The organism is Spirosoma aureum, assembly GCF_011604685.1.
Lineage (GTDB): Bacteria > Bacteroidota > Bacteroidia > Cytophagales > Spirosomataceae > Spirosoma > Spirosoma aureum.
The window spans coordinates 3,717,425-3,741,093 of the sequence record NZ_CP050063.1 but is presented as its reverse complement, the minus strand read 5'-3'; the positions used below and the strand labels follow the sequence as shown (position 1 = coordinate 3,741,093).

Here is a 23,669-nt window from a genome sequence, read left to right as displayed (position 1 = left end):
CAGATTACTCAAATGGTGGTGGTAATTCTTTGTAAAGAAGTAGCAGTGGCCTTTTCTATACCATTCACAAAAACGCGAAGACCGATTCCTTTTCCGTATTTCATTCCGGTTTTATCGTACAGAATGGTCAGCGTTTTTCCGTGATACAGTACCCGATCTAGACAAAAATAATCCCAGGTGTTATCGGGTAGAAGCGGGTTGATAACAAGCTGATTTCCGTGTTGCGGACGTATGCCAACGAGGCCGGCTATAATATGGTCGCAAAATGTCGAATGATTATAGTCTTTACCACGTTCCCGACCGCCTTTTTTTTCAGACCAGGAACCGGTTTCCATCGTCGATAATCGGGTACGTGAAATCCAGTCACCCGTGTAGGGATTTAGATTTTCATCGATCCACGGCACCCGATCTCCATCTCGCAAAATGCGTTGCTGCGAACGGCTATAAGCGAGCAGCAGTTTCCAGAAATCGCGCTTGTCCACTACATTCTGCTTGTAATCGTTCAGTAAGTTGGCTAAGGACGTGAGGGTTATGGCAGTAGCGAAAGGCCAGCTCGGGCCATTCCACTGACATTCATGCCCCTCGTACGAGATTTTAAAACCAGGATGCCGCTGCTCCGTTGTAGTTGGTCCGTAGGGTGCCCAGAACCCATCTTCATCGGTTAATTGTGCCCAGGCAACGGCATGTTTTTCGTCGGGAATTGAAAAATACCAGGGAGTAAATCCATGCAATTCCCGAACTTCGGCTCGGGCTAATGTACCGGTTCCCCGCGGAATAACTTTGAAAAATTTGGCTTTTTCGTCCCACAATTTACCCAGAATCTGCTGGCGGATCGTGGCTGCTTTTCGAGTATACTCATCCGCAACGGTTTTATTACCCGCCATACGCGCAATGGTTACCAGAGCTTTGGCATTCCCGAACATGTAGCTATTGATCGTAGCCCGGTAGCCCTGTGATTTGGTGCCTAAAGCTCCAGACACAGAAATTTCCATCCCATCCCGATTGTCCGTTTGCCAGAACATACCCGTCGAATCCAGCCGCATCTTTTCCCACTCGGTAAAATCGGTCAGGAGGTCTGGTAGCAGATCCGTCAGAAATGTCGTGTCGGAATGCACCTTGGCAAATGAACTAATCGCATCAGTCACCCACGAACTATACGAACGTGGACTGGCCCCCGACCGGAACCAAAAACGGGCGTACTCTTTCAAATACGTATCATCCCGTAGCCAGCGGCCTTCGTAAAAATGATGCCCCGCCGGACAATTTATGGAATTATGCTTTCCAGCCCAGGAAACATCCGGTAAAAACTCGGTGATGATGTAGCCCGCGGGCGTCCGTTTAAGGTGCTTTCGGTACGTCCACCAGCGGAAGTAATACGTCTGTTCCAGTTGCTTATCCGGGCATTCGAATAACGGAATATTCTGCGCAAGGAACTCCCAGGCTTTCGCATTGGGAATCAATTGTTTATACAACTCCTCGTCGGTACTATCAAAGGCTGTTACGTACGGTTTAAACGTATCGGGTTTCAGGATAAAATCCTGTGCCCAAGCCAGTCCGCTCAGAAATTGACAGCCCAGTAAAAGGACACAAACAGTCAATCGTTTTTGCATCGTTGCGTTTTCGTTAGTCACTAAATCGACTCTTACCCAAATCTTTGGACGTAGCCAGCGCAATCACTCGCCCTTTTGTACCCACAGCATTGTAGAAGTGATACACCACGCCGTTCCACTTGATCACCCAGGGTTTGTGCGCATAGGTTTTGTCGAACGGCTCGGAAGGAGAAACGAGGTCATCACCCTGCCAGTCGGTCCAATTGACAAGATCATACGAACAGGCAAATCGCTCGAACGCATCGGACTTCCAGAATGCACCAAAGTAAAACATGACGTAGAGATCGCCAATTTTTGTGATCTGCGCATCCCCACAAATACCCGTCTGGCGAGTAATTAAAGGTTGCTGGCCATGCCGTTTCCAGTTCGTCATATTGGTAGAAACGGCCATCGCGATGGTTTCGAAGCCATTGCCCTTGGCATCTGGCTTTACGCCCTTGGCATTGTAATACATCACAAATGGGTAGCCCGTTATCTGAGCTTTATCCCGGACAATCAAGCTTTTATAGATGGTTTTGTTATCGTACCAGCGAGCATCAGCATCTACTGCCGACAGGACCGGCTGCGATAGCCGCTTTGTTTCGATCGGTTTGGCCAGGTCGTTCGTCGTTGCAATGCCAACGCCCAAACGGCCCGCTTCATACCCTTTCTCAGAACCACCCAGATACGACAGCCAATAGTGGCCTTTGTATTTTTCGGCTTCGTACGAGCCGCCCCAATCGGTCTCGACCAGCGCCACGTACCCTGCTTTCTGCGTAGCATCCCAACCGGTTTCCGCAAATGACATCAGCTTGCCCAGCGTCGTCCAGTTCAGAAGATCATCACTTTTTGCCAGCCAGGTTTCGTAGCCTTTGCCATCGAAAATGATGTAAGTCATATACCAGTTATTCTCTTTTCGGAAAATAGTCGGGCTGTCCACCATCCGACCCGAATCGGGTTGTGGCAACACGATGCCGTATTTGAAAGGCGTTTTTACCTCATCAAAAACGCTCTGCATTGTTTCTGAAGAAACAATCGCCGACGAAGGTTTCGGCTGTCCGAACGAACACTGTACACTAATCAAGAAGATGATTGTAAAAGATATCCGGCAATTGACCGTCAGGCAGCTCATACTATTGATAAGCCGGATTTTGAACCAGTTTAGCATTAGAATTAATGGCAATTTGCGGCAGTGGAAATACGGCGCGATAAGTGCCATTGGGTTTATGCGAAAGCCAGCTTTTAGTCGAATAAATGCCAAAGCGAATCATATCCCGACGACGGAAACCCTCCCAGGCAAACTCCCAGCCCAGTTCGTCCAGCATACGACCATATTTAACGGCGGTATTGTTGCCCGGATCAATCACTTTGTAATTTTCTACGTACCCATACTGATAGCTGCTGTTTTTTTCGAGATCCGCAGCCGCAACGGTTGCCTTTGCCGGCGTAGCCGTGAAGGCGCGGGTCCGTACCTGCGTAACCACCGCGGCTGCATCAGTGCCTTTCCCCGTGCGCAATAAGCATTCGGCCTGCATCATCAGCACCTGCGAATAGCGAAAGAACGGAAAATCAGTGCTTAGACTGGCCAGTGCGCCCTGCTTCACCTCAAACTTGTTCATTCGGTAGCCTTCGGCTTCTCCGGTATAAAGCCCGTCGGGGATTTCTTTGGTGAGCACAATGTTTTTGCCAGCCTGATCGTAGGAGCCTTTTAAGGGCGTAACGCCGTCGGCGGCAAACTGTGGGCCAATCATCCAGGTGGCTGCCAGCCGTCCATCGGCCGGATCATACGTATCAATGAATTGCGGAACACCTTTGGCCGAACCAGCCCCCCAAGGTGTATCCAGCATACCAAACTTGGTTTTTAGTGAAGCATGCCAGGAGAACATTTCCACATTAAAACCACCCGCTTGATTTTCATCGAACGGAATGGCAAACACAATCTCCGGCGAATTTTGATTGTTGGTGACAAACGGCGCGCGAAGGGATGTCTCAAGCTGATATTTCCCCGAGGCAATCACGTCGTTGCACTGGGTGAGGCACTCCTGCCATTTTGCTTCGCCCGAATACACTTCGGCATTCAGATAAACGTTGGCCAGCAGGGTTTTAGCGGCCCACTTGTTAAATCGACCATACAGTAACTGATTCCGATCCTCGCTCAAGGCAGGAATAGCCTCAATAAGCTCTTTCACAATAAACTGATAAATGTCTTTCCGCGCCGTTTTTCCCTTCAGTTCGTCGGAACGATCGGCAACCAGCGGCACATCGCCGAAGTTATCGCAGAGCATCCAGTAGAAAAATGCCCGAGTGGCACGTACCTCAGCCACCAAAGCCTCTTTTGTCAGGCCCGTAGGCAGAGTAATTTTTCCGATGCGGACTTGATCAATGATGCGGTTGGAATTTATGACACCGGCATAAAAATGATTCCACATATTGTTCATCTGTGGATTTTCGGAGTTCCAGGTATGCAAATGCATTCGTTTGTAAATGCCGCCATCATCCCATCCCGATGCGTTAGCGGGCATCACAATGCCGTCGGCCGTTGATTCCTGCGCCATGTAATAACTGGTATGGCTTATCAGGCTACGCATATTGGCGTACACAATGCTCATTGCCTTATACGCATCGGTATAGGCGTAAGACTCTTCCGTGACTTCGGAATAGATTTTCTCTTCGAGATCGTTGTTACAGGCACTCAGGGTAAGTCCTAAAAGCGAAACCGTAAAGAGGTATGGTTTAATGAATTTCATACTATCGGATGTTAAGGAATAGGTCTATCTATCGAGTGAACGCTAGTCGAAGTATTAGAAAGTCAGCATGGCCCCAGCGGTGTAGCTGGTTGTAGCGGGATAGCGATTTTTATCATCAACACCAGGAGCCAGCCCACCGATACTTACTTCAGGATCAATGCCTTTGTAGCCAGTTATCGTATATAGATTGGCCGTCGACAGATATACCCGGCCTCGTTTTATGTACTTGTTTTTCAGATTCAGATTATAGCCCAGTGTTACGTTGTCGATTTTCCAGTAATTCCCGTTTTCGAGGTAGTAGCTAACGTAATTGAGCGACTGATCATCGGCTAGCGGGCGTTTACCGTAGATTGGATCGTAGGCGTTGGTACGTAGATTACCGCGGGTCAGCATGACGGGCGCACTCCAGAACATTTCGGTCATGTTGAGAATCTGGAAGCCAAACGCGCCCCGCATTGTTACGTTCAGATCGAGGTTTTTGTACGTAACGGTGTTGTTCCAGTTGAGATAGCGTTTAGGTAAACCATTACCAATAATCTGCTTATCATCAGCCTGTTGCTGGGCAATAGGCTTTGGTTTTCCATCTTTCCCTTCAATAATCCAACGGCCCGCTTCGTCGATGTCGACGGTTTTAAAGCCCCAGAAATTTCCGATCGGCTGCCCAACCTGTACGCGGTGGGTAACCTGCTGAATCGGTTCGCCCGTACTACCTGTATCGAAATAGCCGCTGGCGAGTGCGAACCGATCGTTCGATAAGGACAGGATTTTATTGGCATTGGTCGAGAAATTGACCGACGTGGCCCACCGAAAGGAAGTCATCTGAATGGGCACTAGGTTCAACTGCACCTCAACCCCTTTGTTCTGCATCGAAGCCGCGTTGGCCGTAATGGTGTTATATAGGTATGGCGGTGTAGGCACCGGAAAATCAGCAATCAGATCCCGGGTTGTCCGCTGGTAAAAATCAATCGACCCCGAAACCCGGTCATTCAAAAAGCCGTAGTCTACACCCAGGTTGATTTCCTCTTTACGTTCCCAGCGTAAATCCGGGTTTGCGTTGTTCGATGGATTGATCGCCTGAATCCACTGCCCATTAATAAATGCATATGTATTAAAATTGATTCGGTTCAGCGACAGATACGAACTACCCGGCTCGGTTCCGGTTACGCCAAAACCGGCCCTTAATTTAAGGGTCGATAGTGCCCTGGCATTTTGGAGAAACGTCTCCTTTTGCACATTCCAGCCTACTGAAATAGCCGGGAAGTTGCCCCACTTATGATTAGCCCCAAATCGGGACGAACCTTCGCGCCGGATACTGGCCATCAACAGGTATTTGTTCATGAAGCTGTAGTTTACCCGAAAAAAGTAACTGATCAGCTTATTTTCCGACTGCAACGAACTTTCGGGCGCCTGGCCTCTTTTAAGAGCTAATCCCGCGCCAATGTTGTTATACGAAAAGTTATCGGTCGGGAAATCCCAGTTTTGCATGTAATAATCTTCGGTGTTATACCGACGCCAGGTGTGCCCAGCCAATAGCACGAAGTTGTGCTCTTTAATGGATTTGTTGTAATTGGCCGTCAACTCAAACAAATCATCCTGCGTCCGGGTCGTGCCACGCGAGGCAAAACCGTTTCGGCCGCTCCTTGCCGTTGAATAATGGCGCTTTGTTTCATAGTAACCGCGTGTACTATTGAACATATCCCGCGCGAACAACGCCTTGACTTCCAACCCCTCGATGGGAGCCAGCGAGATGGTACCGTAGGTTCGAAGGTTATTGTTTCGATTCTCCCCCCGCGACTCTTCGATAGCTGCCACCGGATTCATGTAATCGGTTTTATCGGTACGTTCCGTCCAGTTGCCATTGGCATCCTGAATGGCTTCTGTCGGGTTATACGTCAGCGCATTCCGGTATACCAATCCCGAGTAGGTACCTCCATCCACCGCGAAATATTTTTGCTGATAGCCACTCAGGTTAGCATTGAGTTTTAGTATCCCGTTAAACATGGTATGATTGACCTCGATTCGGGGATACAAAAAGGAGTTATCCGATTTTTTCATCACGCCATTCAGTTCACGGTATTCCAGACTCATAATGTAGTTGGTTGACCGGGAGCCGCCCCGTAAGCTAATGTTATGTACCTGAGACAGCGGCTTTTGTGTCACTTCGTTGAGCCAGTTGGTATTATTGCCATAATCCGTAGCGCCCGGCTTTTTCTGGCTCACTAACAGACGGTACTGATCGGCGTTCATGAAGCTAAGCTGGCGCGTTTGGCGCTGCGTTGTGAAATAAGAATTCACCTCGATAGTAGGCGGGGTTTCGCCTTTTACTTTTCGGGTCGTAATCAGAATGACGCCGTTTGTTCCACGCGTTCCGTAAATAGCAGCGGCCGAACCATCTTTCAGCACATCAATGGATTCAATATCTTCCGGTGCCACAGTATTAAGCGCCCCCGGTACGCCGTCGATTAAAATCAGGGGAGTAGAACTGGCATTGATGGTCGCATTTCCACGAAGCGAAATCTGAGCAGTTGAGGTAGGATTGCCATCGGGCGTGATGACGCTTAGTCCGGCTACTTTCCCCCGAATCAGTTGAGCGGCATCCTGAACTGGCCCTTTCACAAAGTCCTCGGCCTTAACACTGGCGATAGCACTGGTAATCTGCTCGCGTTTCTGCGTACCATAACCAACCACAACCACTTCGTTCAGCGTTTTCTGATCGGGAATCAGCCTGACGTCAAGAACGGTTCGGTTACCAATGGCCACTTCCTGATTCTGATACCCGACAAACGAAAAAATGAGTGTTGAAGTACCATCGGGTATATTGAGCCGGTATCGTCCATCGGCGTCGGTTGTTGTCCCTCGTGTCGAACTTTTAACCACTACGCTTACACCCGGTAGCACCTCCCCTGTTTCACTGGTAACAACCCCATTTATTACCTTGTCAAGACTTTGGATCTGGCTGGTTCCCTGCGGTGAACCAACCTGGAGCGAACTCGCCGTTGGCTGGGGTGATACAGGCAACGATTGTATGTCCTTTGAAGGCTCCTGATAGCTCGTTTTCAAGTCGGCACCTGCCATCAGAATTACGTAGGTAACCTTACTGACTTTTTTAAACCGCAGCCCAACCGGCTGTAGCATGTTGGACAAATTACGCTCAAGGGATTTGCCGGCTTGAATCTGACTGGTTGCTACGGAAATTCCTTCCAGCAATTTTTCTTCGAAAAGAATATCGACATTGTACTGTTTTTTAACCTGCATCAGCGCTTCCCGTAGGGTAAGCGTGCCTGACGACGAGGACGTATTGCTACTGGTTTTAACCCGATTTTGGGCCAGCAGCTGAGCTTGTAGGGGCGGAATATCCAATAGATATCCCGTTACTCCCGCCACTAAGACGAGAATTCGTAAGGATCGGATCATGAAAGGAAAGAGTTAGGGAATAAACTAATGAACTGGGGTTAGTACAAACGTTTCTGCCGATTGATCAGGTTGAATCGTTCGGGTAATTCGGGCATTTAGTATATCTGCGATTACGCGTAATACATCGTCGACTGTTTGAGCCTGAAACGTTCCCCCCAACGTTCGCCGGGCCAGTACAGAATCAGAAACCACTACATTGACGCCAAACTGTTCGCTTATCTGGTACGCTATTTCTGACACGGGCGTGTTTTCAAACATAAACCGATGGTGTTTCCAGGCCTGGTGAGTTGATAACGGTTGCTGATGCCGCAGGGTGAGTTGCCCTTTAGTGGACAACGTGGCCACATCGCCAGGCACCATGACAACGGGCTGGGCTTTCAGGTTGGCCAGAGACCGTAGCTGAACTTTACCCTGGTTCAAAACCACCTTGGATCCGCGTTCCCGACTATAAACAATAAATTCGGTACCCAATACCTTTACTTCGAGTTGATCCGGTGTACGGACAACAAATTGCCGGTTGTCTGGTAAATGCTGGATGGCAAACTCAGCCTCTCCCGTTAACTGAACCTCGCGATTGCCGGTCCCAAAACCAAAGCGGGGAATGGTTAATGTCGAGTGGGCATTCAGGCTCACCCGACTATTATCGGGCAACAGAATTGTCCGAACTTCTCCATAACTAGTTTCATACTGTTTATAAAACCAAAAATCACGTAGCAGATATGTTCCCAGCAGGAACAAAGCACAGGCAGCAACCCATTGGTACAAGCGAATTCGATTGCCCAGCGAACGCTCAGGAGTTTCGTGTACAAAACCAGCATCGGTACTGCTGCCAGCGCGAAGCCCGGCCAATTCCAGCGAGCGGATGTAAGCCTGATCCACGTTAGGCTTGAACTGGGTGTTCTCACGCTCCCACTCTTCCAGCCATTGAAAATATAGTTCCTTGTTGACAGGCTCCTGTAACCACTCCTGAACCAGGGTGTTCTGCAACGGCGTAGTTTTCCCTTCGAACAGATGCCGGATTGTTTGTTTCGATAAAAGCGGTTTCATACGTAGAGCGAGCTGGTTCCTAATGAGAGTGAAAAAAGTGTCTTTAACCCTTGCTCAATCATCCAGTAACCGAATGTGATCAGCACCGTAACGCATCCATATTCCCGAAGTGCCTGACGCAAAATGGACAATGCTTTTGTAATATGTCCTTCTACCGTTTTCACGGAAATCTGTAATTCGTCGGCAACTATATTGTTCTTTTTCCCCTCAAACCGACTCATAATGAATACCTTCTGACTTTGAGGAGGGAGTGAACGGATGACTTGTTCAATTTTAAGATACAACTCATTGAATTGTAATTCCTGTTGTGGCGTGCTTGGCGTTGTATCCGAAACCAGATCGGAAAAATCTTCTGTTGGAATCTCCCGGCCGAATTCTTTTCGCAAGTGCGCAAAGGCGGCATGTCGGACGATGGTAAACAGATACGCTCGATAAGAGGTAGTGACTACGTGTTGTAGTTGCTTTTGCCAGAACTGACCAAATACCTCAATGACCAGGTCTTCAGCAATCTCTTTGGTATACACAAAACGGACTGCATGACTGCAAAGTGGTTCATAATAGCGCTTGAATAGCAACTCATAGCCCTTTCGGGGATCGATTTCAAACGTTTGCTTAATGAATAACTCAGAATCAACAAATGTAGGTTGAGATGCATTCGAATCGGTATCCCCAGATCGCAGCCACTGATGTCGACCGGAGTCAGATGTATTCTCAAACGGAGTCAGGTGGTTCATGCAACAGGCAGTGAGCGGGTTTATCTATAAGAGTATTTTTTTTTCCATATACCCTTGCTCCTCCTATCACTTTTTTGAAATGATTTCTACAAATTATGCAAAAGTGGGTTGATTTCTAGTACGTTTATACCTTGTTAACTATATTGAAATCAGAGACGGTCGTAATTTGTAGCTTCTTAGGCAGAAATGTAATTAAGCAAGTACTGGCTGATATCGGTAATTACAGGGACTCGCCTAGTTGACAGTACATTATTAAGAGTAATGCTGATTGATCACTCCTGACCTAAAACTGACAATCCCTACAACCTACTGTTTTTTAGGCTTGGGCAATTTAAGAATCGTCCACGAAAACGTCCAATTCGGATATGAGCTCAGTGCGCAACTTGTAGGATATGGTATCCAAATGTATTGTATATACCAAACCCTAATTGCTACGACATTGGCTTTACCGTCGGCATCAAAATCCCGATGAAGGCAGTCGTTCTGTCGGATAAAGTCCATCATGTTAATGCCGAGAAAATAACATTGCTTGGGCAATGGAGGAGAGATGAATGTTTTTAACGATCTTTTTGACTTTCAATACCTTCAACTAGTTTTATGGAAGTCAACATACTGGTCAAGGGTGAACTAGATTACAAACCCCTCAGCCCACTTACTTAACTTGGTTAATAAGTTAGTTTGTTCTATGATAATAGTATGCTTACTTCTGGCGCTTGTTTCACTTGGCCGAGTTATTGCCCAACCTCAGGTATCGTTCCCCCTACAGCTCAGTGAAAACAGGCGCTACCTGGTCGACAGTCAAAACAAGCCATTCCTGATTAAAGAATTTTCAGCCTGGGGCTTAATTCAGGCCTTATCCGAAAAGGATGAAGCGGCTTTTCTGGACAGTCTCAACCAAAAAGGTTTTAATACGGTACTTTGTTCGGTTTTGAGCAACGCCCCCTCCCAGATGGGCGGCAATCCCCCCTACTGGCAAGGCATTTCGCCTTTAACCCTACAATGGGACTTCTCGACACCCAACGAAGCTTACTTTCAACATGTTGACCGATTTTTTAAACTGGCGGAACGAAAAGGTTTTTTTGTGATGGCCGTACCGGTGTACCTGGGCTATCGAACGGATCCTTCCCAGGGCTGGTGGGACGAAATACAGAGCAAAAACAATGACACAATCAAGATGAGGAAATATGGCCAGTTTATTGGCAAGCGATATAAAGACACCAAAAACATCATGTGGGTAGCCGGTGGGGATAACAATGCCGATGGGCCCTTACAGGCTTACGAAACCAACCTCATTGAAGGCATTCGATCTATGGATCGGCAGCATTTATGGACGGGCCATTTCGATATGCAACAGGGCGTCAGTTGGTCGAGGGATCACCCCGTCTTTGGTCGATTGATGGACATCGACGGCGAATACGTCTGGACCGAATCGATCCTGATGGAGAAAGGACCACAGTATAAAGCAGAATTGATCCAGTATGCCAACGGGAAAATGACCATTCAATTGGACATGAGTTATGAACACGACAATCCCCACTATGCCGACAATGAAAACAATCAGTGGATACGCCGGAAAATGTATGAAGGATTTTTAACCGGCTGTAAAGGAACCTCGTTTAGTTCAGGTGAACTAGGCAATTCCAGCTTTTGGTTCAAAAACTGGAAACCACTGATGAGTACGACTGGCATGAAGCAGGTCGCTCTGTGTTTTCGATTGTACGAGTCCAGAGCCTGGGAAAAGCTAGTGCCCGATCAAACCAGCGAGGTCATTTTGTCGGGCAGGGGTACCTTTGGCGAGCTGGATTACATCTGCGCGGCCAAAGCTTCTGACAATAGTTGTTATATCATGTATATTCCGAGAGGCAACCGGACAATCTATTTGAATATGCAAAAGATGACTGGCCAGCCCATGGTTATGCACTGGTTCAATCCCCGTTCGGGTCAAGCTTTACGCATTGGCGTAGCAGAACCCCGTCAAAAGTTTGGCATCACACCGCCCTCCGAAGACGACTGGGTGATCGTCTTCGATGATCCTAGGTTAAAGCTATCGGCTCCGGGTTTGATCAGCAACTAATCGGCTCACGGTTGAGAGTTTTTATAAGCTCTCCTACCCCGCTCCCGTTCCACTAAACGGCCAATAGCTTTCAGAAAAAGGGACTGATTTATACGGCGAAAACAACTGCAATATGCCAAAATGAACGACTCTTGGCATATTGCAGTTGTAGTGATGAAAAAAGGCACTGCTTGCTATGGCATACCCAACACTTCTTCCACCGACGGCTGTTTACCCCCTTTACACCGTCATTGATAAATCCCGGCAGGGCATGCTTCTTCAGAAGCGGATCAGGTAGCCCAGTTAGCCGGATTGACCGATATTGAACTGGCCCGCATTCTGAACATGTCGGTGCGCAACCTACACCGGCTCAAAGCCGACGATAAACTGGCCCGGGATGCTTCCGAACGCCTGCTATTACTAACCAATCTGTTACAACATGGGCTGGATGTCTTCGATGAGGATGCCCAGACACTGGCCGAATGGCTTCGTTCCCCCATTCGTGAACTCAATACCCAGTCCCCCTTGTCTCTACTCGACACAACGACCGGGTTTGGTCTGGTGGATGATGTGCTGGGGCGCATCGAACACGGTATTGTCGGTTAGTTAGCCTGCCACCTTGATGTTTACCGTTTATCGAACCGTCAAAGCCAACTACATCCATGAACCCTTGGCTACCGAAGGAGCACGGTTATTGGGTGGCCAGTGGAACCCAAAGGGATACCCCCTACTCTATACGACCTCCTCGCCTGCACTGGCCTTGGTCGAATCATTAGTGCACAAACCCCGGGTTAAGTACGACAAGTTGCCTACACTCTATCTGTTTACCCTGGAGGTGGCTGATGACTCGTTAACCACTTGGTCGCCGGACGACTTGCCTGCTTACTGGAATGAAGAAAGCTACGAACGGAGCCAGTGGATTTTACAGGATTGGCTGACTGAACCCACCACGCTAGTGGCGGCCGTACCCTCGGTGGTGGTGCCGATGTCCTACAACTATTTGCTTCATCCGGCTCATTCCGCTTTTGGCCGGATCCGTGTAGTCCATCAGGAACCTTTCCCCATTGAACGTCGACTCTGGCACCAGGACAATGCCAAAGTCGGATACAATCGTTCACGAAAACCTACAATTGATGTAGGACAAAGACATTTTTGGGCGGAGAATGATAACTGGATTTATAGCCCCATGTCAACTGGTTAGCGTAGGCCTAACTCGATCAATCTAAATCCTGCTCATCAGCCGACCGGGCAAGGCCTTCTGCCAACAGCCTTAGCAACTGGCTATGCATAAAATCCACAATGGGCACCGTCGTTTTCTGGCTCCAACTGCTTTCCAGGCTGGAGAGGTATGCCGCTCGGCTACCAACATAGACCTGACTAAGCGGTAACTGGTGGTAGTGCTGAACATAGTTCATTAATAGCCGGGCCATGGGACCGTTGCCCGCTCCAAAGGGGTGCAGGGTCAACAACTGGAAGTGAGTCTCGAAAGATAAATCATAGACCTGCCGAGGGGTGTGGAGCTGATGGATGCGGGTGTTGATGCCCTTGAGCAGCTCATCGATGGCTGCGGGCAGTTTGTGAGCCGCCACGACTATCCGCCTACCGACCATGGCGGAGTCAATTCGTAAGTCTCCCTGACGGGTATCAAAGGAGCTCAATAAGGAATAGATCAAGCCTCCCGACTGAGCCATCAGCGTAGCAGCTACCTCTTGGAGAGCGTTTCGATTGAGGGGTTCGCGTTGGCTGGCCATAGACAGGATCTGCTCCAGGGCCTGGTGATGGTCAATTATTCGCCCTTGGTCGGTCAATGGTTTATCTAAAATCGGTTGGCCGTTTCGAATCAGGTTTCGTGTTTGAGCGAAGGTCAGGCTTGACCCTTCGATGACCGTCGAGTAGTAAGTAAGCCGAACCAACTCGTTCATCCTGTTGGTGTTGCCATCAGTGACTGCCTTTCGATAGCCATCCAGAAGTTGGGGCAGCGTGGAAGGGATCGAGGTGTCTGGCATTGGATTGACAAAGCGCTTGCTTTCAGCCAGTAAGTGTAGTGAAAAAATCAGTAAACTGAACTACCCCGTCCATTCAGGTTAGACATGGCTTTTTCACTAAGCGTATTGTCTGACAAGATCACTACGATACTCCTGCACGTTCCACTGGCTTCGTATTTCATTGAGTAAATTGCTCCAATCAGCCACTTTACCCAAATTAATGACGACTAAGCGAACTCATGTGATGAAGGATAGCCTGCTGACGTTCCTCCTAGTACTGGGTGCATTGGTGACACAGGGGCAGACGAAAGGCTCGCCTGACCAGGTATTGATCACCTCTAAAAAAGGGAAAACCCAGGTATACACCAATGAAAACGGAGACTTGCAGATAAACGTATCCCCAAAAGATGTCCGTAAATATAAAGCCGCCGGCCTGATTCGTTATGGGGACTTCGGCGCCAGAGGTGATGGCAAAACCGATGATATGGACGCGATCGCTGCGACCCATGCCTTTGCCAACCTGCACGGCCTGTTAGTCAAAGCCGACCCGGAAGCCATCTACTATATTGGCGGCAAAGAGCGTACGGCTCTCATTCAGACGGACACTGACTTCAACACGGCATCCTTCTTGATTGACGACACGCAGGTTCAAAATCGCAATGCGTCTGTTTTCAGGGTCAGTTCAGAGCGCAAGCCATTTAAACTGGAACTGATACCAGCCCTGAAGAGAAACCAGCAGAAAATCGACGTGTCTTTGCCGGGCCCCTGCCTAATCATGGTCACCAATGCAAACGTAAAGCACTACATCCGGTTTGGGCTCAACCAAAATAATGGATCTTCGCAGACCGACATTTTTGTCGTCGACAAAAACGGTAACGTCGATAGGAACGCCCCCATCCTCTGGGATTTCGATCAAATTACGGATATCTCCGCGCTGCCTATCGACGAGAAACCGCTGAAGATCACGGGGGGACATTTCAACACTATTGCCAATAAAGCTGAATCAAAGTATACCTATTATGATCGAAACATCGCCATCAGACGGTCCAATGTGCTGGTTGAGGGGCTAGAGCACCGCATCACGGGTGAAGAAGCTCAGGGTGCACCCTATGGCGGTTTCATCAATATTGGTGACTGTGCCTATGTCACGGTAAAAAACACCATCCTGACTGGGCACAAAACCTATAGCACCATTGGTGCCGCCGGTAAGCCTGTCTCCATGGGCACTTACGACCTGTCTGCCAACCGTGCCCTCAATGTATCTTTCGTGAATTGCAGCCAGACCAATGACATCAACGACAATACATACTGGGGCATTCTGGGTTCTAACTTCTGCAAAAATCTTCTGTATGATCACTGTACCCTCTCGCGGTTTGATGCTCACCAGGGCGTTGCCAATGCCACCATCCGCAACTCTACCCTGGGCCATATGGGGATCAATGCCATTGGCAGCGGGGTTTTACTGGTGGAAAATTCGACCATTCGCGGCAGGAGCCTAGTCAACCTGCGCCCCGACTATGGGAGTAGCTGGCAGGGAGAGCTGGTCATTCGCAACTGTGTTTTCGTGCCAGCAGATGGTAAATTCATCAGTGCTGACCTACTAAGCGGCTCCTATTCGGGTCAGCATGATTTCGGCTATACTTGCTATATGCCGGAACGAATCACCATTGACAATCTTTGTATCGACGACTCCGGGCATCCGGAAAATTACCGGGGGCCTGCCATTTTTGCCAATTTCAATCCGCAACTGACGGACAGTTCCTACCGGGAAAAATTCCCCTATATCATCACGAAAGAGGTCATTCTCAGGAACATAACGACTGCCAGCGGAAAAACACTGAGAATCAGCGACAATCCATACATGTTCCGGGACATAAAGATTAACACCGGCCAGTAAAGCTGGCACAACGTCCTGGCCATCTTCAACAAGTCAATGGAGAACAGGCGGAAGGCCCTATTGAAAAGCAGATTGGGTCAAGGGTTGACTAACCTGGCATCATCCACTATCCAAACCCTGGAATCGGAAGGCTAAACCGCAGGCTTACTTATTTTGCCAAGACGTTCAAATCATAAGCAAGTATAAACAAAGGTAACGGTTGAAACTCATCTCAGGGGCTGATTTTATTCATGTTGCCTTCTTCAATTCGTTGAGTCAATTGCCAGGCAACAAACTGGCAATTGACTCAACGAATATTGGCTTATTTGATAAATTAGTTCATTTGTTATCGTTCACAAAAGAGTATTTATCATCATTAACTAAACTTGTCGTAATTAGCGATCAAGACCGTTCAGAAAAACGTCCGATTCTTTCTGGAAAATCAGCTTCAATTTTTAATAGCTATCAACTGTTATCCGTTGTATACGGACAAGAATAGTATCGCTGCTTTTTAACTATTAGGCACGGTATTTACATAGTTCCGTCTATTCGATACGAAACGACGTCCACACACAAATTCCAGATGTAGAACCAAAGTTGTACTCACTACTCAGATGACACTGCTGCATAGCAAGTTACAGCGAAACCACCGATTCACTTATGTATAGATACCTTGTTTAGGGATATCACTGATGTAGCCAACGCCCACATACCCAATGCCATGGGGGTCCTGGCTGACAGCCTCAATGACTTGAGCTGTACCATTCAATTCGCGAATTTTTGGCGAATAGTCACGTTGAATAACTTTATCCCTCAAATAAATATACGTGCCAGAGCTTGTTTGTCGCCCATATAAGGAAATGAGTCCAATTCGTCCTCCAACTGATTGCCAGTTGGACAGGTTACCTGAATAAATTGTTGCCAGCTCTTCCAGACTAATCGTGTTCAGCCCTACGGCTTTATTCACAATAATTGCCACTGCATCCATCGCAAAGACAGTCGTTCTTAGGTCAATACCCCGTTCACGGGCTAGATTGATTTCGTCCTGACTGAGTGGACGGGATGAGTTACACACCTGGGTTTTGCCGTTCAACAGGGCGGCAATGCCCAGCCCAGATCCACCGCCAGTAATGGCCACCGAAATGGCGGGATCTTTTGCCATATACACTTCGGCCAGATCGAGTACCAGATTCACTTCTGTATCTGAACCCTTAATCAGTATTGTTTGTCCTTTTCGACTGCTGCATCCGTTGGCGAAAAGAATAAGCAATACCAACAAAAAGCGGAACAGATGCCCTCTCATTGCTAAAATTGTTGTAAGTGAATTAAAAAAATAGAGATGGTTGACGTTTACAAAATAGACTGGAAGAAAAACGATTAACGAGTATACGGATGGTTAAGCGGATGCATAAACGCCAGTCTCTTTGCCGCAAACTCCCGTACCCGAGCCATAATCTGATAATCGGTTAGGTAGTCTGCCGGTTCAACCTGTTTTATTTTTTCAGCTAAAGTTGATTTATTCCTTAGTACTTTTTCCAGTTCGGTTTTAGCTTCCCCCGGACCAAAAATGTAGATGTCCGATGCATCTTTAACCTGAGCACAGATCGTCTCGTAATAGTTGGCTAACCGATGCCTGGTAAGTTCCTCTACCTGATCCTCCGCTTTTTTATAGGGATGCCCGTCTCGGTGGATTCGCTGACGCTTTTGTGCCTCAACCTGGACGGAATGACTTGTAGCAGAGTCACCTTTAAATGAGACAATAAGGGCTTTTCGATGATCAAGCCAAATTCCTGTATACGTTTCCATCGGTTTATGCAGGTTGTTTTTCCTGAATTGAAGCTTGCGTAAAGATGGAACCGACGAGCCTGGTGTACAGTGAGACGCATCATTACTAAGATTGACTTTCCTCAACCAGTTAATTGATTTAGAACCTCGCGAAATCATTACTTAGATGCATAGCAATCAATATTTTCTTGTTTCAATGAGTACAATTTTGCTTCTGCTTGGGTTTTTGTCGGTGTTTATAGCTATTCCTGCCAAAAACTTCACTCATCAAAGCCTTTACCTTTATCCTACATACAATGATCCTAAAAGCCGTCAGTGAGCAATGCTAGACACGATTATCAGCAAGTATAAAAAAGGGAAGAGCGTTGTTATTTTACGGTTATAGAGGCCAGCGATTTTCTGGGTGAGGGTGTTGCGTTTGAATTTGAAACGAATGCGATCATAACCAAACCTGATTGCCCCCCTCCTACTGGTGATAAATGGCGAAACTAATTCAACAGCCCAGATAATCCATTCTGTGCATAGCACTTTTCGGTCCTTTTAGAACCTGGATATTCAGGTGCTGTGCCTGTTGGTCAACCGGGTTAAGTCCGATCAATTAACGGACGTGTGATCTATGTTAGGCTTACTTTTCCCGGGGAATCTGTCTACAGCGGTCATACCGTGAAATAACAGTTGCATAACCCTACGGTTAAACAGATTAGCGATGATGTTTTTATTGGTGGAAGCCTGCTTTTAATCCCGTCGACAGTTTCGTTTCCGGGGCGATGATGTTGCCAAATCTGATGACGGCGAGTGACGAAACTGTACTTATCCTCACAACGGGCGACCGGGGTGACCTGATTATCGATGTTTTGAGTTGCCGTGATGACGTTTGTAGAAATTAATTTTAGAGTAAATACGTCATTGAATTTGTTAAGTGCTAATCCATAGCAGGATCATAAAGCGTTAATAGAGGAACCCGGAGTGAGGATACCATTCCTCGGGTCAAGCTATTGTTCGTCAATAAATCGAAAAAGCTTTTATGATGCGGAATCATCACCAAAAGATCAACCTGATAACTATCTAAATAAGCACTAAGACCATGTCGGGTATCTGCGTCATAAATTGTGTATATGTCTGTCTTAGTTGTATTTAAAGCCCGCTGAATGTAATTCCGACTGCTTTCGGATGGCTGTAAATTAGGCTTATCAGGATTTACAATATTCAATAGTGTCAATTGTATCGCTTTCTGTGTGGTTAGTTCATTCAAAAAGTCAAGTGATTGAGTCGTATTGATGGACAGATAATCAGTGGCCAACACTATCTGTTTAAGCGGCTGAATAAAGGACATATGAGGAACGATAAGCACATTCGCTTTTGCATGTCGAATCATCTCTGTTGCCTGATTGCCAAAAAAACTATGCCTTCCAGCATCAGTTAACCCAATCACGATCAAATTGAAGTGCTCCTGATTCAGTAAATTCTCAACAGCCCGGTCTGTATTGCCAGTCAGTACGCGCGTATGATAGGTATGTGAAGTTCGAACGGGTTGTTGCATTAACGTAAGTTTAAGTGCTTGCAACGATTTGGCGACTGACTGTGGGGTTTCTGCCTGCTTAAAAATACCTACATTTCGGTCGGTCGACTGGGGCTCAACGGTGTGGACTAAATAAAAATCAGCTACCGTGTTGGCTAAAAGTGCCTGGGCAAAAATAATAGCATGCTCGGAAGCTGCTGAAAAATCGGCTAATGCCACTATCTTATACATACCCGTACTGCTTTTTTCGGTTAGAGTTGCGTCGCATGATCTTCATTGTGCGCTTGGGCAAGTATCCTTAGTTACGTTAGGATAGAGCAGGCTGAATCTGGGCAGTGGTGATTTGTGTCGGTTGTTTCCAGTTAATATTGAGCAGGATAGCTCCAAAAGCCATTGTAACTAACAGAAGGGTGGCCAGCCAGCCAATAAACGGAACCATTGCCAGTGACTGAATTAAAATAAATACACCAAAGGCGGTTAACACTAATCGTCCCCTTCTCCAGGGTTGATGACCTGAACGTATACTCAATACGTTAGCTGCCACAACTGAGGTTATCACCATAGCCAGCATCAGAGCAACTATATAGGCGAACGTAAGGATTACACCCAATAGCACACCAACCAACGTAGCGTAGGCTAGTACCGTAATTACGGGTACGGCAATAAAAAATAAAAAACCAGCTCCTACAGACGGCAATGCTTTTTCGGTTAGTGTTTTACCCGCGGCTTTCATTAGGTTCCCAAAAAAGTACTGGATCAAATAAATCATCAACAGTGCCATACTTAGAAACCACAAGATAGCGAGAATGGCTGGACGCCCCTGTCCAGTTTCTATTGCCAGTGAGTTGTCAAAACGGATTTTATTTTGTGGCGCTGCATGCCCAAACGCTAGTTTGCCTTTCTGTCTCCAATAGCGTACCTCCTGCCCAAAACGGGCATTCGGACCCACGTTAAATTCATTGGCGGATATCACTGCGTTTCCGTTTACACGACCATTAAGCGTAGCGGTTGCACCCTGACAGCGTAATGTTTCCCCTACCCGACCTTCAAGAACCAGAGAGCCAAAGGTTAGCACTACCTCTTTCATTATCTGCCCGCTAATAATCATTTTACCCCCTGCTGACAGCAGGCTCCCATCAATAATACCATCCCGATCAATAGTTACAGTACCTCCTCCCAGGATGGCGTCTCCGCCTGCACCTTTGAGTACCTGCAAACTACCGCCCAGACAACGGATATCGTCACCTACGTACCCATTCAGGATCACCGTACCACCAACCAATAGAATATCATTCGTGACCGAATCATTAACCGTAATGGTTCCACCCACAGCTATCAAATCGCCACGAATTGGTGCATTGATCGTAACTGTACCACCCGCAACGTATAAATCTCCATCTAAAGGTAGGCTAATCGTAACCTGATCACCAAACTCATAGCGAATAGCATAAGTAGTGGTTGCATACAGCACGAACAGAAGAAATAGACTAGCTTTCATGGTCATTTTTGGATTTTAAGATGGACATTTCTATCAGCTATGTTTTTTTTTCGGATGGGTCGAACGATCCAAAAGATGATATAGAGGACAATATTTAATGATACTGCTACTCAACAGCAAAATGGAGCCAGCCAGCAGTAACCAGTTCATGGTTAAGCTTCCATCTGTTTTTGAGAAGAGTACAAGCAGGGTAATGGCCATGCCTGTTCGCAGAATTCGATCGGTTTTGCTAATGTTATGTATCATATAGATTGGCTATGTTGCCTTCCTTTTCGATCAATTTGTATCTAGCTCTTATTCATTAAATGCATTCCTATAGACTAGGGGAAAGAAAACCGAACGTGGTGTTTACCACGTTCGGTTTTCTTTCCCCTAGTCTATAGGAATGAGTTTCGTTTCTGGTTTGGGTATGGCTACTTTTTTCTTCAGGTCGATTTTTAGTACGCCATCGGCATAATTTGCCTGAGCAGTGTCGGTTTCCAGACCCTCCGGCAAGTTAAACGTTCGGCTAAAAGACTTGTAGCTGTACTCTTTGCGACGGTATGAATCTTTTTTCTCTTCGGATTCCGATTTAGTTTCGGCCGATACGGTGAGTGTACCATCGTTCATGGCCAGTTTAAAATCCTCCTTTTTCATGCCTGGAGCGATGACTTCCAATTGAAAATGGTCGGCTTCTTCCCGGACATTCACCGCCGGTATGTCATTGTCCTGGAAAAATGAGGTGCCGAAAAAATTGTTGTCAAAGAGTTGAGGAAAGGCTGACAACAGCGAGTTACGCAAGGCTGGTTTCATGGATTACTACGTTTAGTTTTATATACAATTGAAAATCGTACGCCAGCCAGTTTGGCTAGCAGGTTCGATAGCAAAGTTGAATCCTAAGGAACGGATACACAGTGAGTATCCTCACCTTATTAACTAATTGATATCAGCACGTTAAGATTCTTCGACGGAAGGTTAAACATGGTGTAGTAAGAAATCAATAAACTGTAAATCATGCCTATCACCTTTTCATTCCCATCTTTAGAAACTAGCTTCTTCCAGGAAGGTGATACTAGATAACAATCTGATTATCTGGGCAATCGAATCGTTCCGGATAGTTTGCGTGGAGGAGTTGGTTTTGCCGGTTGACCTAAACCACCTGGCTGCTGCCGCACCCGGCCACTACCCCGTTCCCGTAACTGGTAATCCCGCTGTACCTGCGGAAGAGTTGGATTGTTTTCCCGGCTCGTTGGCCGCCAGCCTTTCCCTTCACGTTGCTGCCAGTTACCTGTCCGGTCACGCTGATAGGTTTTCCCAGACCGGTCACTATAGACATCATTGGGCGTATCCTGTGCTTGGCCGGGGCTTTTAAATGGTAAATTCCTGGATGGTTGCCGCGAGGGAGTATACCCGGAAGGCTGTGCCTTATTAGATAATGGTCGGTAAGTTCGTGAGTTGGATGGCCGTTCTGTTGTGCTCTGATAATCTCTTTCTAAATTCCTGGTTACTACGTCATTTCGGTATCGGTAGACGTTGTTGTTGGAGCTTATACGCGGATTGCGCCCTCCTGGCTGATTGGGATAACGGTTATATCGACGGGGTAATTGTTCAAGGTGCCTGGGCGGTCCCCACCATCGCCAGAAATTGAACCAGGGGCTAAACGTAAACCAGCTGTGCCCAAACCCAAAATGCCAGCCAGCCCATGGATTATACTGCAGGCTAAACCCCCAGGTAAACGGACGGGGCAAGTAGACCTTGCCGTACCAGGGCCTGTAATAAAAGCCCGTCCCAAACAGAATGGTGGGGCCATATACGTAGCAGCCTGAATAACCCGCCGTATAACCCATATATACGTAGTCGGGGTCAATGTCATAGATATAAACGTATTTGACCGGATAGGCAGGACTACTGGGCGGAATCTTGTTGACATCAATAGGGCGCTCAACGGAAACAGCCCATGGGCCAGCCGGGTTATTGGCTATAAACCAGACTCCGTTTTCTACGCAATAAAAGGAAGCATTGGCTCTGAGTACCGTATTGGAGGCATTTACGGCTATAAATAAATTGGTGCCTTCAATAGGCTCAAACTGAGGGGCACCATCATAGGTAACTCTACAAGTTGCTTTCTTACGGTCTACCTTAGCGGTCTGGGGAATTTGAGCATCCTGTATTGCCTCCCTGGCTGCTTCTGTTCCGGGCACATAAGCCAGTACTTCAGCTTTGGTCGAGCCTTCTGGAATCTGGGCAAAATCACCCGGTAATGAGTCGGCAGGAACAAAACTCCAGCGGCCTTGCAACGAGGCAGCCCTATACCAGCGGCCTGAAAGAACTACGTAATACAGCTGGCTTGAAACATCCATGAAAATAGCGCTCTCCGTATTGACCACATACAACAGGTTTGTTCCCTGAATGGGCGCTAGTTGCGCCTGGCCCAGCGATTGGATTAACTCAGCGGGTTTTGTTCTAACTGTAATGATTGGTGGCTCTATTGCCTCATTATCAGAATCGTCTGCTGGTAGTTCCTGATTTTCTTTCTCTAGTTTTTTGATTTTCCGGTTCAGTCTTTTAACCCAGCGGGGCCATTTACTTAAGGGCGTCCAGCCAGTCAGGATCGCGGTTGACTGATACCAGAATGGACTTGTGTAATAATAAAATAGGTTGTCGTTGGGTTGCTGGACAATCAGTGATGCCGAGTTTTGCAGGCGATTCACCCCCAATTGGTCATCTGGTTTTATAAAGGGTTCACCATCGATTAAAACCAGCCTAGTTGGTTGCTGTGTATAAATAATCTCGGGTGGATCATTTTTGAATTGGTCTTTATCGCCGGACCTGGCTCCGTCCATTGTTACTATCAGCTCATCCAGGGGAATATCCAGCTTCCATTTTGGTATTTCCTGTAGCAGCAATGCCCGTAATATGTTCACCTGAGATTGATTTTCCTCAACTGGAAATTTGGCTTCCGTAATTTGTATACTTTCAAGTCTCGCCGTCCGTTCAGCTTTATCAGTATCCAACGATGCGTTGAGCCACATTGCGCCGAAAATTGGTTCATCACCACGCTTCTCCCGGATCGAAAAAGCAGCGCGGGCTGTTAACCGATTGCCGCTAACCGTTTCGGGCTGGAGTTGATACAGGATTATTCTACCACCTGTTTCCAGCGGAATTTCTTTTGGCCAATTGGTCTGGGCAAAGGTGTTCACCTGAATTAAGGAAAACAGGAGCAACCCAACCATCGGTTTTTGGAATGAATTCATGGGATAATATCGGTTGAAATGAAAAAAAAGTCTCTGTTCGACCCACTCAATGCAGCAAAACATCAACTCGTAGGGGAGGACAATTGCGTTTGGGCAATCCTGAAATCGTAAAGGTAGATTTCAGGGAAAGAGCAACCGATGAGAGAAATCAACGCGCTGGCTAATCCTTATCAGCAAACCGCTAATAAT

Annotated in this window: 18 protein-coding genes and 1 pseudogene; 5 read left to right on the top strand and 14 right to left on the bottom strand. The window is 47.2% G+C overall.

Going from position 1 to position 23,669, the window contains the following annotated elements:
- Positions 1-8 precede the first annotated feature (8 nt).
- From G8759_RS14585 to G8759_RS14560, 6 genes are all read right to left on the bottom strand, one after another.
- Positions 9-1,610, bottom strand: coding sequence for an MGH1-like glycoside hydrolase domain-containing protein (locus G8759_RS14585; protein ID WP_167209125.1), 1,602 nt, complete (start codon positions 1,608-1,610; stop codon positions 9-11).
- A 13-nt stretch (positions 1,611-1,623) separates the two neighbouring features.
- The gene (locus G8759_RS14580; RefSeq protein ID WP_232074257.1) at positions 1,624-2,607 is read right to left on the bottom strand and encodes a glycoside hydrolase family protein; all 984 of its coding nucleotides are present in this window, start codon (positions 2,605-2,607) and stop codon (positions 1,624-1,626) included.
- Positions 2,608-2,722: 115 nt separating this feature from the next.
- Positions 2,723-4,336 (bottom strand): RagB/SusD family nutrient uptake outer membrane protein, encoded by a 1,614-nt coding sequence (locus G8759_RS14575; protein WP_167209123.1) that lies wholly within the window; start codon positions 4,334-4,336, stop codon positions 2,723-2,725.
- A 54-nt stretch (positions 4,337-4,390) separates the two neighbouring features.
- On the bottom strand, positions 4,391-7,750 hold the full coding sequence (locus G8759_RS14570) for a SusC/RagA family TonB-linked outer membrane protein (protein ID WP_167209121.1): 3,360 nt from the start codon (positions 7,748-7,750) through the stop codon (positions 4,391-4,393).
- Between the two features lie 24 nt (positions 7,751-7,774).
- The gene (locus G8759_RS14565; protein WP_167209119.1) at positions 7,775-8,797 is read right to left on the bottom strand and encodes a FecR family protein; all 1,023 of its coding nucleotides are present in this window, start codon (positions 8,795-8,797) and stop codon (positions 7,775-7,777) included.
- Positions 8,794-9,531 (bottom strand): RNA polymerase sigma-70 factor, encoded by a 738-nt coding sequence (locus G8759_RS14560; RefSeq protein ID WP_167209117.1) that lies wholly within the window; start codon positions 9,529-9,531, stop codon positions 8,794-8,796. Before G8759_RS14560 ends, G8759_RS14565 begins: the two co-directional genes overlap by 4 nt.
- Before the next feature lie 685 nt (positions 9,532-10,216).
- On the opposite strand from G8759_RS14560, the gene G8759_RS14555 reads away from it, so the two are divergent.
- From G8759_RS14555 to G8759_RS14545, 3 genes and pseudogenes are all read left to right on the top strand, one after another.
- Positions 10,217-11,605 (top strand): apiosidase-like domain-containing protein, encoded by a 1,389-nt coding sequence (locus G8759_RS14555; RefSeq protein WP_167209115.1) that lies wholly within the window; start codon positions 10,217-10,219, stop codon positions 11,603-11,605.
- A 175-nt stretch (positions 11,606-11,780) separates the two neighbouring features.
- Positions 11,781-12,190, top strand: a pseudogene (gene parS, locus G8759_RS14550) (type II RES/Xre toxin-antitoxin system antitoxin).
- A 16-nt stretch (positions 12,191-12,206) separates the two neighbouring features.
- A complete protein-coding gene (locus G8759_RS14545) occupies positions 12,207-12,785 on the top strand; it encodes an RES family NAD+ phosphorylase (RefSeq protein ID WP_167209113.1) in 579 nt (192 codons plus the stop codon).
- 16 nt (positions 12,786-12,801) lie between these two features.
- On the opposite strand, the gene G8759_RS14540 is transcribed toward G8759_RS14545, so the two are convergent.
- Positions 12,802-13,590: a Fic family protein gene (locus G8759_RS14540; RefSeq protein WP_167209111.1), complete on the bottom strand. Its 789-nt coding sequence runs from the start codon at positions 13,588-13,590 to the stop codon at positions 12,802-12,804.
- A 199-nt stretch (positions 13,591-13,789) separates the two neighbouring features.
- On the opposite strand from G8759_RS14540, the gene G8759_RS14535 reads away from it, so the two are divergent.
- The gene (locus G8759_RS14535; RefSeq protein WP_394353313.1) at positions 13,790-15,466 is read left to right on the top strand and encodes a hypothetical protein; all 1,677 of its coding nucleotides are present in this window, start codon (positions 13,790-13,792) and stop codon (positions 15,464-15,466) included.
- A gap of 199 nt (positions 15,467-15,665) precedes the next feature.
- Positions 15,666-15,944, top strand: a complete 279-nt coding sequence (locus tag G8759_RS14530; protein ID WP_167209109.1) for a hypothetical protein — start codon at positions 15,666-15,668, stop codon at positions 15,942-15,944.
- A gap of 159 nt (positions 15,945-16,103) precedes the next feature.
- Here the strand turns inward: G8759_RS14530 and G8759_RS14525 are convergent, their stop codons facing one another.
- From G8759_RS14525 to G8759_RS14495, 7 genes are all read right to left on the bottom strand, one after another.
- Positions 16,104-16,748, bottom strand: coding sequence for a substrate-binding domain-containing protein (locus tag G8759_RS14525; RefSeq protein ID WP_167209107.1), 645 nt, complete (start codon positions 16,746-16,748; stop codon positions 16,104-16,106).
- 74 nt (positions 16,749-16,822) lie between these two features.
- A complete protein-coding gene (locus tag G8759_RS14520) occupies positions 16,823-17,251 on the bottom strand; it encodes a hypothetical protein (RefSeq protein WP_167209105.1) in 429 nt (142 codons plus the stop codon).
- A 901-nt stretch (positions 17,252-18,152) separates the two neighbouring features.
- A complete protein-coding gene (locus G8759_RS14515; protein WP_167209103.1) occupies positions 18,153-18,980 on the bottom strand; it encodes a universal stress protein in 828 nt (275 codons plus the stop codon).
- 76 nt (positions 18,981-19,056) lie between these two features.
- The gene (locus G8759_RS14510; RefSeq protein WP_167209101.1) at positions 19,057-20,247 is read right to left on the bottom strand and encodes a carbohydrate-binding domain-containing protein; all 1,191 of its coding nucleotides are present in this window, start codon (positions 20,245-20,247) and stop codon (positions 19,057-19,059) included.
- A 33-nt stretch (positions 20,248-20,280) separates the two neighbouring features.
- Positions 20,281-20,493, bottom strand: a complete 213-nt coding sequence (locus G8759_RS14505) for a YgaP family membrane protein (RefSeq protein WP_167209099.1) — start codon at positions 20,491-20,493, stop codon at positions 20,281-20,283.
- 126 nt (positions 20,494-20,619) lie between these two features.
- Complete coding sequence (locus tag G8759_RS14500; RefSeq protein ID WP_167209097.1) at positions 20,620-21,039, bottom strand: Hsp20/alpha crystallin family protein; 420 nt, start codon at positions 21,037-21,039, stop codon at positions 20,620-20,622.
- Between the two features lie 275 nt (positions 21,040-21,314).
- Entirely contained in the window at positions 21,315-23,480 is a 2,166-nt protein-coding gene (locus G8759_RS14495; protein WP_167209095.1) for a hypothetical protein, read from the bottom strand.
- Positions 23,481-23,669 lie beyond the last annotated feature (189 nt).

Coding starts and splice junctions, on each gene's coding strand:
- G8759_RS14580 (WP_232074257.1), bottom strand. CDS start 2,607: ATGCAGAGCGTTTTTGATGAGGTAAAAACGCCTTTCAAATACGGCATC.
- G8759_RS14540 (WP_167209111.1), bottom strand. CDS start 13,590: ATGCCAGACACCTCGATCCCTTCCACGCTGCCCCAACTTCTGGATGGC.
- G8759_RS14500 (WP_167209097.1), bottom strand. CDS start 21,039: ATGAAACCAGCCTTGCGTAACTCGCTGTTGTCAGCCTTTCCTCAACTC.
- G8759_RS14525 (WP_167209107.1), bottom strand. CDS start 16,748: ATGAGAGGGCATCTGTTCCGCTTTTTGTTGGTATTGCTTATTCTTTTC.
- G8759_RS14515 (WP_167209103.1), bottom strand. CDS start 18,980: ATGTATAAGATAGTGGCATTAGCCGATTTTTCAGCAGCTTCCGAGCAT.
- G8759_RS14555 (WP_167209115.1), top strand. CDS start 10,217: ATGATAATAGTATGCTTACTTCTGGCGCTTGTTTCACTTGGCCGAGTT.
- G8759_RS14510 (WP_167209101.1), bottom strand. CDS start 20,247: ATGAAAGCTAGTCTATTTCTTCTGTTCGTGCTGTATGCAACCACTACT.
- G8759_RS14570 (WP_167209121.1), bottom strand. CDS start 7,750: ATGATCCGATCCTTACGAATTCTCGTCTTAGTGGCGGGAGTAACGGGA.
- G8759_RS14535 (WP_394353313.1), top strand. CDS start 13,790: ATGACGACTAAGCGAACTCATGTGATGAAGGATAGCCTGCTGACGTTC.
- G8759_RS14520 (WP_167209105.1), bottom strand. CDS start 17,251: ATGGAAACGTATACAGGAATTTGGCTTGATCATCGAAAAGCCCTTATT.
- G8759_RS14545 (WP_167209113.1), top strand. CDS start 12,207: ATGTTTACCGTTTATCGAACCGTCAAAGCCAACTACATCCATGAACCC.
- G8759_RS14565 (WP_167209119.1), bottom strand. CDS start 8,797: ATGAAACCGCTTTTATCGAAACAAACAATCCGGCATCTGTTCGAAGGG.
- G8759_RS14585 (WP_167209125.1), bottom strand. CDS start 1,610: ATGCAAAAACGATTGACTGTTTGTGTCCTTTTACTGGGCTGTCAATTT.
- G8759_RS14495 (WP_167209095.1), bottom strand. CDS start 23,480: ATGAATTCATTCCAAAAACCGATGGTTGGGTTGCTCCTGTTTTCCTTA.
- G8759_RS14505 (WP_167209099.1), bottom strand. CDS start 20,493: ATGATACATAACATTAGCAAAACCGATCGAATTCTGCGAACAGGCATG.
- G8759_RS14560 (WP_167209117.1), bottom strand. CDS start 9,531: ATGAACCACCTGACTCCGTTTGAGAATACATCTGACTCCGGTCGACAT.
- G8759_RS14575 (WP_167209123.1), bottom strand. CDS start 4,336: ATGAAATTCATTAAACCATACCTCTTTACGGTTTCGCTTTTAGGACTT.